Annotated in this window: 9 protein-coding genes; 3 read left to right on the top strand and 6 right to left on the bottom strand. The window is 62.5% G+C overall.

Annotated features, from left to right (window positions below):
- Positions 1 to 73: 73 nt before the first annotated feature.
- The gene (locus HHL26_RS08720; protein WP_066558911.1) at positions 74 to 1249 is read right to left on the bottom strand and encodes an RsmB/NOP family class I SAM-dependent RNA methyltransferase; all 1176 of its coding nucleotides are present in this window, start codon (positions 1247 to 1249) and stop codon (positions 74 to 76) included.
- Between the two features lie 46 nt (positions 1250 to 1295).
- The gene (gene guaB, locus HHL26_RS08715; protein ID WP_066558913.1) at positions 1296 to 2753 is read right to left on the bottom strand and encodes an IMP dehydrogenase; all 1458 of its coding nucleotides are present in this window, start codon (positions 2751 to 2753) and stop codon (positions 1296 to 1298) included.
- 43 nt (positions 2754 to 2796) lie between these two features.
- On the opposite strand from guaB, the gene HHL26_RS08710 reads away from it, so the two are divergent.
- A complete protein-coding gene (locus HHL26_RS08710; protein ID WP_145907343.1) occupies positions 2797 to 3009 on the top strand; it encodes a hypothetical protein in 213 nt (70 codons plus the stop codon).
- Positions 3010 to 3188: 179 nt separating this feature from the next.
- Here HHL26_RS08710 and groL read toward each other — a convergent pair whose 3' ends face one another.
- Together groL and groES are read right to left on the bottom strand one after the other, a co-directional pair.
- Positions 3189 to 4835 carry a chaperonin GroEL gene (gene groL, locus HHL26_RS08705; RefSeq protein WP_066558918.1) on the bottom strand — a complete coding sequence of 549 codons (1647 nt, stop codon included), beginning with the start codon at positions 4833 to 4835 and terminating at the stop codon, positions 3189 to 3191.
- A 76-nt stretch (positions 4836 to 4911) separates the two neighbouring features.
- Positions 4912 to 5199 carry a co-chaperone GroES gene (gene groES / locus HHL26_RS08700; protein WP_066558920.1) on the bottom strand — a complete coding sequence of 96 codons (288 nt, stop codon included), beginning with the start codon at positions 5197 to 5199 and terminating at the stop codon, positions 4912 to 4914.
- A gap of 463 nt (positions 5200 to 5662) precedes the next feature.
- Here groES and HHL26_RS08695 point away from each other — a divergent pair, with 463 nt between their 5' ends.
- Both HHL26_RS08695 and yghU read left to right on the top strand, forming a co-directional pair.
- A complete protein-coding gene (locus HHL26_RS08695) occupies positions 5663 to 8620 on the top strand; it encodes a TonB-dependent receptor (protein WP_237230066.1) in 2958 nt (985 codons plus the stop codon).
- Positions 8621 to 8780: 160 nt separating this feature from the next.
- Positions 8781 to 9650, top strand: a complete 870-nt coding sequence (gene yghU, locus HHL26_RS08690; protein WP_066558923.1) for a glutathione-dependent disulfide-bond oxidoreductase — start codon at positions 8781 to 8783, stop codon at positions 9648 to 9650.
- Positions 9651 to 9781: 131 nt separating this feature from the next.
- Here the strand turns inward: yghU and ligA are convergent, their stop codons facing one another.
- On the bottom strand, positions 9782 to 11917 hold the full coding sequence (gene ligA, locus HHL26_RS08685) for an NAD-dependent DNA ligase LigA (protein WP_066558926.1): 2136 nt from the start codon (positions 11915 to 11917) through the stop codon (positions 9782 to 9784).
- Entirely contained in the window at positions 11917 to 12690 is a 774-nt protein-coding gene (locus HHL26_RS08680) for a WYL domain-containing protein (RefSeq protein WP_082748618.1), read from the bottom strand. The genes ligA and HHL26_RS08680 overlap by 1 nt, the downstream gene beginning before the upstream one ends.
- Positions 12691 to 12821 lie beyond the last annotated feature (131 nt).

Below are 12821 nucleotides of genomic sequence, written 5' to 3'. Positions count from 1 at the left end.
TCAGGCATTGATTCCGACCCGAATTCCGGCTGACAAGTGTCGCGATTTTGCGCCCGCTTGTCCATCGACTCTTTCAAACGGCCCGCCGCAGGCGCGCGACATAGAAACCGTCGGTGCCGTCATGGCCCGGCGTCAGCAGCAATCCATCGCCATGGGCACGGCCCATCGCCGCTTCGATCCTTTCGGCGGTCCAACCGTCATGCCGTTCCAGAAATGCCCGCACCTGATCCCGCCCCTCCCGGTCCGTCAGCGCGCAGGTAGCATAAACCAACGCACCGCCCGGCGCCAGCAAGGGCGCCGCGAAATCGAGGATACGTGCCTGCTCCGCCACCAGCCGGTCAAGCCGGGCCGGAGTCAGCCGCCAGCGCGCCTCCGGATTGCGCCGCCAGGTGCCGGTCCCCGAACAGGGCGCGTCGACCAGCACGACATCCGCCCGGCCCTTCAGACTTTCCAGCGCACCCGCCTCATGCCCCTGATCGAGCAGCAGTGTCTCGATGAAGGTCGCCCCGGCCCGCTCGGCCCGCGGATCGAGCCGGGCTAGGCGCGAACGGATGGTATCGGCGGCGATCAGCGTCCCCTTGCCCGCCATCGCTGCGGCCAGCGCCAGCGTCTTGCCGCCCGCCCCGGCGCAAAGATCGATCACGGTCATGCCCGGCGCGGCGGCGCAGGCGAGCGCGATCAACTGGCTGCCCGCATCCTGCACCTCGACCTGACCCCATTTCCAGGGATCGCTCTGCTCGACGGGCGCGCCTTCGGGCAGGCGCAACGCGTCGGGCAGTCCCGATAGCCGGATCGCTTCAGGATAATGCGGCGCGACCCTGTCCAGATCGGCCTTCAACCGATTGACGCGCAGATCGACGGGCGCCCGACCAAGCAACGCCTCGCGCTCCACCGGCGCGGCCAGCAGCGGCTCGATCCAGCTGGGCACGATGCCGGCCAGGGCGCCCGCTTCCGCATCGGTGATCGGCGCAGGGCCATGCGCCGACCCATCGAACAGCGCCGCCAGTTCCGCCCGCTCCCGTACGAGCCCGACCATGGCGGCGCGCCCGCTCTCGGGCCGATCGGCCACGCGCCGCACGGCGTCATAGACATGGTCCCGCACCGCCCGCCGGTCACGCGACCCGGCATAGCGCCGTTCCTTGAAATAGCGGGCGATCAGCGTGTCCGCCGCCGGACCGCCATCCCGCGCCGAGGCGATGATGGCGTCGAGCAGTTCGATGGCGGCTTGGACACGAGCGGAAGGGGTCATCAAAACACTCCCCCCTTCCGCAAGCGGGAGGGGAATTTACAAGGCTTCAACGCGTCGGATAATTGGGCGCTTCCCGCGTGATCGTCACATCATGCACATGGCTTTCCGACAATCCGGCATTGGTGATCTGAACGAAGCGCGCCCGCTCCTGAAGATCCTTGATCGTGCGGCTGCCGGTATAGCCCATGGCCGCCTTCACGCCGCCGACGAGCTGATGGATGACATCCTTCGCCGGTCCCTTGAAGGGCACCTGACCCTCAATGCCTTCGGGCACCAGCTTCATCTGATCCTTGATGTCCGCCTGAAAATAGCGGTCCGCCGACCCCCGCGCCATCGCGCCGACGCTGCCCATGCCGCGATAGCTCTTATAGGCGCGCCCTTGATAGAGGAAGGTTTCGCCCGGCGCCTCCGCCGTGCCCGCCAGCAGTGAGCCAACCATGACGCAGCCTGCGCCCGCCGCCAGCGCTTTCGCCACATCGCCCGAGGTGCGCAACCCGCCGTCCGCGATCACCGGAACGCCCTGCTTGGCAGCTTCCTCCGCCGAATCCATGACGGCGGTAAGCTGTGGCACGCCCACGCCCGCGACCACGCGGGTGGTGCAGATCGACCCCGGCCCGATACCCACCTTCACGCAATCCGCGCCCGCCCCGATCAGCGCCTTGGTCGCCTCGGCGGTGGCGACATTGCCGGCCACGACCTGAACATGGTTGGACAGCTTCTTCACCGCCTCGACGGCGACCGCGACCTGCCTGCTGTGACCATGGGCGGTATCGATGACGATCAGGTCGCACTCCGCGTCGATCAGCGCCTTGCTGCGCTCCAGCCCTGCATCACCCACGGTCGATGCCGCCGCCACGCGCAGGCGGCCCGAAGCGTCCTTGGTCGCCTGCGGATAGGTGACGGCCTTCTCGATATCCTTGACGGTGATGAGGCCGACGCAATGATAATGATCGTCCACCACCAGCAGCTTTTCGATGCGCCGCTGGTGCAGCAGGCGCATCGCCTCATCCTGGCCCACACCCGTCTTCACCGTCGCAAGATTGTCGTGCGTCATCAATTCGCTCACCGGCTGGGCCGGGTTTTCCGCGAAGCGCACGTCGCGGTTGGTGAGGATGCCGACCAGCTTGCCCGTAGCCTCGACCACTGGAATGCCGCTGATCTTGTGGCGCGCCATCAGCATCTGGGCATCGGCCAGCGTGGCATTGGGGGTGATGGTGATGGGGTTCACCACCATGCCGCTTTCGAAGCGCTTGACCGCGCGCACAGCGTCCGCCTGTTCCTCGATCGAGAGATTGCGGTGCAACACGCCGATCCCGCCCAACTGCGCCATGACGATTGCCATGTCGGCTTCCGTCACCGTGTCCATGGCGGACGACAGGACCGGGATGTTGAGCCTGATCGCCTTGGTTACGTAAGTGCTGGTGTCCGCCTGGCTGGGCAACACATCGGATTCGGCGGGCTGCAACAGCACGTCGTCGAAGGTGAGGCCAAGGCGAATATCCATGTAAAAGCCACTTTCTGCTGCGCGGACCATGCAGGGGCATAGCATGATCGCTGGGGGATTCGTGGCGGCCCATGTAACCATTAACCAGCAAAACGGCCAGACCCCCGATGGTATTTTATTGCGGGGATATTTTGGACGGGGTGTCGAGGGGTTAGATTGGGTGGAAGGCGGACGCTTCCTGTTTTGTCATTCCCGCGAAGGCGGGAATGACGAACTTCGAAAATGTCCGGAAATGGCCAAAAAAGTGAGCGTTTGATGATATTGTCATCCCATCGAAAGCTGGGTTCTCGTGAGGCTAGGTCGAGCGCTATCGCCTGAAATCCCAGCTTTCGCCGGGATGGCGGAAATGAAGGCCGCTCCCCACCCAAAACGGCCACAAGAAAAAGACTGGCGGATTGCTCCGCCAGCCTTTTCTGTTTCGCTTGAGGGCAGGACTTAGAAGTCCATGCCGCCCATGCCGCCCATGCCGCCGCCGGGCATGCCCATCGGCGCCTTGTCGTCGGCGGGCAGTTCAGCGATGGTCGCTTCGGTCGTGATCAGCAGGCCGGCCACCGAAGCGGCGTCCTGCAGCGCGGCGCGAACGACCTTGGTCGGGTCGATGACGCCAGCGGCGACGAGGTTCTCATAGGTGTCGGTCGCGGCGTTGAAGCCCTTGGTCTCGTCATTCTCGCGCAGCAGGTTGCCAGCGACGACGGCGCCGTCGACGCCCGCATTCTGGGCGATCTGGCGCAGCGGCGCTTCGATGGCCTTGCGGATGATGTCGATGCCACGGGTCTGGTCGTCATTGGCGCCCTTGAGGCCATTGAGAGCCTTGGTCGCGTACAGCAGAGCCGTGCCGCCACCGGGGACGATGCCTTCTTCAACGGCTGCGCGGGTCGCGTGCAGCGCGTCGTCGACGCGGTCCTTGCGCTCCTTGACTTCGACTTCGGTGGCGCCGCCGACCTTGATGACGGCCACGCCGCCAGCCAGCTTCGCCAGACGCTCCTGCAGCTTTTCGCGGTCATAATCGGACGTGGTGGTCTCGATCTGAGCGCGGATCTGCTCGGTGCGGCCCTTGATCGCTTCGCCATCACCGGCGCCATCGACGATGGTGGTGTTGTCCTTGTCGATCGTGATGCGCTTGGCGGTGCCGAGCATGCCAAGGGTGACGTTTTCGAGCTTGATGCCGAGGTCTTCGGAGATCACTTCGCCCTTGGTCAGGACGGCGATGTCTTCCAGCATGGCCTTGCGGCGGTCACCGAAGCCGGGAGCCTTGACCGCAGCGACCTTCAGGCCACCGCGCAGCTTGTTGACGACCAGGGTTGCCAGCGCTTCGCCTTCGATATCCTCAGCGATGATGAGGAGCGGACGGCCCGACTGAACCACGGCTTCGAGGATCGGCAGGATCGACTGCAGGTTCGAAAGCTTCTTCTCGTGGATCAGGATGTACGGATCAGCCAGCTCGACAGCCATCTTTTCCGGGTTGGTGATGAAATAGGGCGACAGATAGCCGCGGTCGAACTGCATGCCTTCGACGACGTCCAGTTCGAAGTCGAGACCCTTGGCCTCTTCCACGGTGATGACGCCTTCCTTGCCGACCTTTTCCATCGCTTCCGCGATCTTCTGGCCGACTTCGACGTCACCGTTGGCGGAGATGATGCCGACCTGGGCGACTTCCTGCGAACCGGAAACCGGCTTCGAGCGGGCCTTGACGTCTTCGACGACCTTGGCGACGGCGAGGTCGATGCCGCGCTTCAGGTCCATCGGGTTCATGCCGGCGGCAACCGACTTCATGCCTTCGCGAACGATCGCCTGGGCCAGAACGGTCGCGGTGGTGGTGCCGTCACCGGCGATGTCGTTGGTCTTCGAAGCGACTTCGCGGACCATCTGGGCGCCCATATTCTCGAACTTGTCCTTCAGTTCGATTTCCTTGGCGACGCTGACGCCGTCCTTGGTGATGCGGGGGGCGCCGAAGCTCTTGTCGATGACGACGTTGCGGCCCTTGGGGCCGAGCGTCACCTTGACCGCGTCGGCCAGGATGTCGACGCCGCGCAGAATGCGCTCACGGGCGTCGCGGGAGAATTTTACTTCTTTTGCAGCCATGGGTAAAAACCTTCTTGCAAATGTGTGTGCGGGGAAATCTTGAGTAGGTCAGACGACGACGCCCAGCCCGTCGCCTTTAGGCGACAACACCCAGAATATCCGATTCCTTCATGATCAGCAGGTCTTCACCGTCGACCTTGACTTCGGTGCCCGACCACTTGCCGAACAGCACGCGGTCGCCCGCCTTCACGTCCAGCGGAGTGACCTTGCCGTCTTCGGCCTTGATGCCGGTGCCGACAGCGACGATCTCGCCTTCCTGCGGCTTTTCCTTGGCGGTGTCGGGGATGATGATGCCGCCGGCAGTCTTCTCTTCCGCCTCTACGCGGCGAACGAGAACGCGGTCATGCAACGGACGAAATGCCATGTTGTGTGCCTTTCCCTCTTTACGACGTTTAAATGGGATGAGGTGGAACCGCCATGGACGGCGACTCCGGCTCCTTCTCCCGATGAACCCGTGTCTGTTAGCACTCCCGATCAGGGAGTGCCAGCGCCGTTTCATATGGACGGGAAAGCCCGGAGATCAAGAGCCACCCGTATTTTTTTGGACCCGGAATTTTCCGAACGCAGAACGAAAGAGATTATGACGATGCCGCTATAAGACTTCCGTGCGGACAGAGACAGTCAAACTGTTGCCAAAATGCTTCTACGTGCAAAAAATACGACAAATGCAGGCCGATGCCGGGGAAATACTGCTTTACGTGAATAAAACAGAACAGCAACATTCCCCTGTCGGCTCAACCGGATAGCGGATGGTCGGACAAAAGCAGCGTGATGTCGCGGCATTCCCAGACCGCGGCGCGCGCCACAGAGGGGATAGCCTGATGTCTATGATGAAGACATTTGCCCGGCTGCGTGATGGCGCGGCCCTTTCCGTGTTTGCCCTTGCCAGCTTGAGCGCCGTCGCGGCGACACCAGCCTTGGCCCAAAGCTCTCCGCAAAGCTCCTCCACCGCCGATGAGGGCGAAACCATCGTCGTCACCGGATCACTATTCCGCCGCACCAATACGGAAACGCCATCCCCGGTTACGGTTCTCACCGCCGAGACGCTGCAAAAGGCGGGCATCACCACTGCTTCCGACGCCATCCGGTCCGTGTCCGCCGACAGCGCCGGATCCATCGGCACCGGCTTCCAGAGCGGCTTTTCCGCTGGCGGTTCGGCCGTGTCGCTGCGCGGCCTGGGCGTGTCCTCCACGCTCGTTCTGGTGGACGGGCTGCGCTCCACCAACTTCCCGATCAACGACGACGGGCACAATGCCTATGTCGACCTAAACTCCATTCCGTTCAGCCTGGTCGAGCGGGTCGAAGTGCTGAAGGACGGCGCGTCCTCCACCTATGGCGCCGATGCGATCGGCGGCGTCGTCAACCTGATCCTGAAGAAGCATTTCAACGGCATTGCGGGCAGCGCCGAGGCGGGCGCCGCCTTCCAGGGCGATGCCGCGCACCAGCGGCTGGACCTGACCGCCGGCTATGGCGACTATGAGGATCAGGGCTGGAATATCTACGTCAACGGCGAATATCAGCGCGACGGCCGCGTCACCAACCACAGCCGTGGCTTTCCGTACAACACGCTGGACCTGACCTCCATCGGCGGGCTGGATAACAATAATAATGACAGCACGCTGACCGGCCAGGCAGATAACGGCACGCCGACCGCAGTGGTAACCCGGGTCAGCCAGACCGACCTCAACAATCCGCTTGCCGGCGGCGGCACGTTGCTGACGAACCAATATCAAGCGCTCAACCTGAACTGCGCCAACGGCACCTATACCCAGACGGGAGCGCAGGTCGGCACCGTCTGCAAATATAATCTGGAGGATCAATATAATCAGCTCGCGCCCCTTCAGCGGCGCTATGCCTTTAGCGGCCGCATCAGCGTGCGGATCAACGACAATGTCGAAGCCTATCTGACCGGCATGTATTCCAACAGCTTCGTCAGCATCATCAACCAGCCACGCGCCCTGCGCGCCACCCAGCCCTTCGGCGCTTCGCCATCGCTGGCGTCGAACAATCCGGGGATCGTGCTGCCGGTCTATATCTGCTCGGCGGGCGTCAATTGCGCCACGGCGGCCAATCGTCAGCTCAATCCGAACAACCCCTTTGCGGCCGCCTTCGCCAACGATCCCGCCAATGGCGCGGCGCGCATCCATTATCTGTTCGGGGACATTCCGGCGGGCAGCGACCGCACCAATGAGGTGTGGCGCTTCGCCGGCGGCTTCAGCGGCAGCATCAATGACGACTGGAACTGGAAGATCGACGGGGTTTACGCCCGCGACAACCTCAAGATCACGCAATATGGCTATCTGAACATCGCCAACACGCTGAACGCGATCAACACGGGCGCCTATAATTTCGTCAATCCCTCCGCCAACAGCCAGGCGGTGCGGGACTTCGTGTCGCCTGACATCACCACGCCGTCGCATTCGGAAATGTATTCGGTCGATGCGTCCGTGACCAAGAAGCTGATGGACCTGCCGGGCGGCCCGCTCCAGATCGCCATCGGCGGGCAGGTGCGCCATGAGATGCTGGAGAACAACAACCAGAATGCGGCGCTGGACACCTGGACGCTGACGACATCCGCGGCCTTCGGCAAACATACCGTTTCGGCCGCCTATTTCGAAGTGCAGGCGCCGATCCTCGACAGTCTGGAGGTGAACGCATCCGGCCGCTACGACCATTATTCGGAAGGGTTCAGCCACTTCTCGCCCAAGCTGGGGGTGAAGTTCACGCCGATCCGGCAACTGGCGCTGCGCGGCACCTTCTCCAAGGGGTTCCGGGCACCGACCTTCGCGGAATCGAACCCGCGCAGCCAGTTTGCGGGCTTCTCCAACTTCACGCCGCCAACCTCCTTCCAACTGGCGCATGGCAATAACGGCTATTCGCAGAGATATCGGCTAGGGTCCGGCCTGACCGGCAATCCCGACCTGAAGCCCGAAGTGTCGCGCAGCTTCACGGCGGGCGCCATCTTCGAGCCGACCCGCTGGCTGAGCCTGACCGTCGATTATTATAATGTGAAGAAATCGGACCTGATCGTCGCGGGGCCGCAAACAGGCGATGCTCGAAACGCCTATTATGGACAGTCGAACGTGGCCGCTGCCTGTGCTGCGGTGGCTGCCGTAGGGCCGGGCTATAGCTGCTACGCCATCGACGCGCCCGACCCGGCATTCCCCAATGCCCTGCCCCGCGTGCTGATCATCAACGCACCGTTCGTCAACGCCAACTATGCAGTGACGTCGGGCGTCGACTTCTCGGCCACCGCCAAGATTCCGCTGGGCGACGAGATCATGTGGACGAGCCGGATCGAAGCGACCCATGTGATCCAATATGATCTGCACACTGCCAAGGGCGTGCAGAAATATGCGGGCACCATGGGCCCCTATGAGCTGTCGTCGGGTAACGGCACGCCCGATTGGCGCGGCAACTGGCAGAATACGTTGCAGATCAGGAAATTCGCCCTGACCGCGACGGCCTATTATGTCGGCAAGATCAAGGCGGTGGCGGCGGACGAAGGATCGCTCGACCTTTCCTGCGCCCACAATCTCTATTCAAGCAATCCGCTCTATTCCGACAAATTCTGCCATGTGAAAAGCTTCATCAATGTCGACATGAACGCTCAGGTGGAAGTGAACGAGAATTTCACCTTCTTCGCCAATGTCGGCAATGTGTTCGGTCGCCGGGCTCCGCTGGCGCCCGCTTCCTATACAAGCTCGCCCAATTTCCTGACCACTTGGCATTATGCCGGGCTGATCGGCCGCACCTTCAAGGCGGGGGCAAGCTTCAAATTCTGATCTTCCGTTAAAGGGGGAGAAAGGGCGGCCTCCCTTGGGCCGCCCTTTTTTTGCGCGCGCGCGTTTGTATCGCGGGCGGGCGATCCTTACCTAGCGCCGGAGCGGTGGACCTCCTCGCTACCCGCCGCCCCTGTTAGAAGCCTTTAGAGGGATCGCCTGCATGACCGACACAGCCTATATTCCGCCGCGCGTCTGGACCTGGGACAAGGATAATGGCGGCGCCTTTGCCAACATCAACCGGCCGATCGCGGGACCGACCCATGAAAAGGCGCTGCCGGTCGGCAAACATCCGTTGCAACTTTATTCGCTCGCCACGCCCAATGGGCAAAAGGTGACGATCCTGCTGGAAGAGTTGCTGAAGGCAGGCAAGGATGCGGAATATGACGCCTGGCTGATCCGTATCGGAGATGGCGATCAGTTCGGCAGCGGCTTCGTTTCGGTCAATCCGAACAGCAAGATCCCGGCGCTGATGGACCATGGCGTCTCTCCGCCCCGCCGGGTGTTCGAGTCCGGCTCGATCCTGGTCTATCTGGCCGAGAAATTCGGCGCTTTCCTGCCGACCGATCCGACCAAGCGCACCGAGACGCTCAACTGGCTGTTCTGGCAGATGGGCAGCGCGCCGCTCCTGGGTGGCGGCTTCGGCCATTTCTTCGCCTATGCGCCGGAGAAATTCGAATATGCGATCAACCGCTATGCGATGGAGGCCAAGCGGCAGCTCGATGTGCTGGACCGGCAACTGGCCGAGCATGAATATATAGCGGGCGAGGATTATACGATAGCGGACATGGCGATCTGGCCCTGGTATGGCGGCGTCGCGCTGGGCCGCGCCTATGATGCGGCGGAGTTTCTCGACGTGCAGAGCTACAAGAATGTGCTGCGCTGGGCGAAGCAGATCGACGAGCGGCCCGCGGTGAAGCGCGGGCGGATGGTCAACAAGGCGAACGGGCCGCTGGAAGAACAGCTACACGAACGCCATGAAGCGGGCGACTTTGCGACGCGCACGCAGGACAAGCTGGAGGGGGCGAGCTGAGGGCGACCTTATCCTTGTCCGGTTTTGCCTAGGCGGTTTTGAAATTTTGCGCCGGGTGGCTTCCCGCCATTCCCCCTCCCGCTTGCGGGAGGGGGATGTCTTGGAAATGTCCAAAACCGGCCACACACACACTATCCCGCCGCTTTCACGATCTCCGCCCAGGCGGCTTCGTCGATCACTTCAATGCCGAGCGCGGCGGCCTGTTTGAGTTTCGAGCCGGCGCCGGGACCGGCGACCACCAGGTCGGTCTTGGCGCTGACCGAGCCGGCGGCCTTGGCGCCCAGCCGTTCGGCCTGCGCCTTGGCCTCGTCGCGGCTCATGGTTTCCAGCTTGCCGGTGAAGACGACCGTCTTGCCCGTGACCTGGCTGGCGGTGGTTTCGACCACATAATCGGGCGGAGAGACTTCGCTCAGCAGGTCGTTCCACACCTCCACATTATGCGGCTCGTGGAAGAAATCGGCCAGTGCATGGCCGACCGCTGAGCCCACATTTTCGACGCCGATATGTTCCGCGATCGCCTTGTCGAGGCGGTTGCGGAAGCGGCCTTCCTCTTCCCCCTCCGCAGGCTCGGCGGCATCGCGCAGGGCGATGATCTCTCGGGCAAGCGCGTGAATCGCCTCCAGCGTCGTATAGCGTTTCAGCAGATCACGCGCCGTCACCGCCCCGATATGACGAATACCCAGGCCGAAGAGCAGACGGGCGGCGTCGGGCCGACGCTTCGCCTCTATGGCAGCGAGGAGATTGTCGACCGATTTTTCCTTCCAGCCCTCCCGGCCCAACAGGCTTGGGCGGTGAGCCTTCAGGCGGAAAATGTCGGCGGGTTCGGTGATCCAGCCCAGATCGAGAAATTCCTCTATGCTCTTCTCGCCCAGCCCCTCGATATCGAGCGCGACGCGGCTGACGAAATGGCGCAGCCGTTCGAAACGCTGCGCCGCGCAGATCAGGCCGCCGGTGCAGCGGATGTCGACCTCACCCTCTTCGCGCACGGCTTCCGAATGGCAAACGGGGCAATGATCGGGGAAAGTGAAAGGATCGCGCACGGCATCGCGGGTCAGATTGTCGACCACCTGCGGAATGACGTCGCCCGCGCGCTGCACGACAATGCGGTCGCCGGGACGTACGCCCAGACGCTCGATCTCGTCGGCATTGTGCAGGGTGACGTTGGAAACGACGACGCCGCCGACAGTGACGGGGGTCAGACGGCCCACCGGCGTCAGCTTGCCGGTGCGCCCGACCTGGATATCGATCGCCTCCAGCGTGGTCTGGGCGCGTTCGGCGGGGAATTTATGGGCGATGGCCCAGCGCGGAGCCTTGGCGACGAAACCCAGGCGTTGCTGCCAGTCGAGCCGATCGACCTTATAGACCACGCCGTCAATGTCGAAGGGCAAGTCGGCCCGCGCCGCCTCTATGGCGCGATAATGGGCGATCAGCGCTTCCAGCGTGTCGACGCAGGTGAGCCGGTCGGAAACGGGCAAGCCCCAGTTCGCAATCACCTGCATGACGCCGAGCTGGGTTTCGGCGGGGACCGCGCTGACCTCACCCCAGCCATGGGCCAGGAAGCGCAGCGGGCGGCTGGCGGTGACGGCGGCGTCCTTCTGGCGCAGCGATCCGGCGGCTGCGTTGCGGGGGTTGGCGAATTGGCGGGCCTTTTCCGGGTCTTCGGCTTCGGCCGCCAAACGCGCGTTGAGGGCAACGAAATCGGCCTTGGCCATATAGACTTCGCCCCGGACCTCGAAAAGATCGGGGATGGCTTCGCCCGTCAGGCACTGCGGGATGTCGTCGATGGTGCGGACATTGGCGGTGACATCCTCGCCGGTCGTGCCGTCGCCGCGCGTGGCGGCGAGGACCAGTTCGCCCTTTTCATAGCGCAGCGAGCAGGACAGGCCGTCGATCTTGGGCTCGGCGGTCAGCGCCACCGGGGCATCCTCGGGCAGCGCCAGGAAGCGGCGGACGCGGGCGATGAATTCGGCTATGTCCTCGTCGGAAAAGCCGTTGTCGAGGCTCATCATACGGACGGCATGCTGCACCTTCTTCAGCGAAGAGGTGGGCGCTGCGCCGACCTGGGCGTTGGGAGAGTCGCTGCGGATGAGATGCGGGAAGGCGGCTTCCAGCGCATTATTTTCGCGGACGAGCGCGTCATAGTCGGCATCCGCAATCTCCGGCTCGTCCTGATCGTGATAAAGGCGGTTGTGACGTGCAATCTCGCGCGCCAGGCGCATCAGGCGATTGGCGGCTTCGGCTTCGGTCATTTGCGTGGGGTCGGTCATCAGCCCTGATTCTTGAAAAACTCGTCTATCTTCGAACCCCAATAGACTTCATGGGGCGCGTGAACACCATCTGCATCGATAATCTCGGCAGCGCTCTCCTTTAACAGCCGAACCAAACGCGGTTCGGCAGCACATCGGTTCAAAGAGACAAAAAAGGTTTCCGCATCAGGCGCCAGCCGGTCGGCATGGTTGAGAATAGCCTCCATATCTGGATCACCGGGAGCCTCGAACCGCAACCAGTAGCGCGCAATACAATCCTCCAGAGCCTGTCGTTCCAGCGGATGATATTCGCGATCACAGCGAGCCATGAACATTAGGGCATTCAGAACAGCAACGAAATCGGCTCGTTGACGAACGTTCAAACCCCAACCCGGTTTCGAGCGTTGCGATCTGTCGATCTCAAATTGTGCAAAGAAAGCCAATGGCGAACCGAGTAACTCTCCCGTCGCCGCATCAGCAATATCCGTGATGCGATCGACACGAAATTGACGCACCGCCGCCCGATGATGACAGAAAGCCCATAAATAGAGCGTATCGGCGGCACGATCCAATCGTTGGCAGGTTACAAGCCGCTGAGTAACCTCGCCTTTGCTTGCCGGATAGGTAAGAACGAAGGGTAGGCCAGAAACCGAAATGAGTTTTTCTTGCCACGCAGGCAGCCCGTCTTCGGGAACAGAGGCAGGGTGATCGTCCTCATCGGGGACAACAAAGTCGGTGAGGATTGCTCTTGCTGCGACAAACTTCCCGCGAACCTCCGTCCACAAACTGCTCATCCTTTTGCCCCCTTAGAAATCCAGCCGCACCTCTGCGGCAGCCCCAGCTTTTAGAGTTTGCCTCGATTTGATTGAAGCGCAATGTGCTCCTGCGAAGGCTGGAACACAGTTCAAACGGCAGGACTGGGCTC

This window comes from Sphingobium sp. TB-6, from assembly GCF_012927365.1.
In the GTDB taxonomy this organism is placed as follows: Bacteria; Pseudomonadota; Alphaproteobacteria; order Sphingomonadales; family Sphingomonadaceae; genus Sphingobium.
Note: the sequence above shows the minus strand (reverse complement) of the source record. Positions and strands in the feature narration are given on the sequence as shown.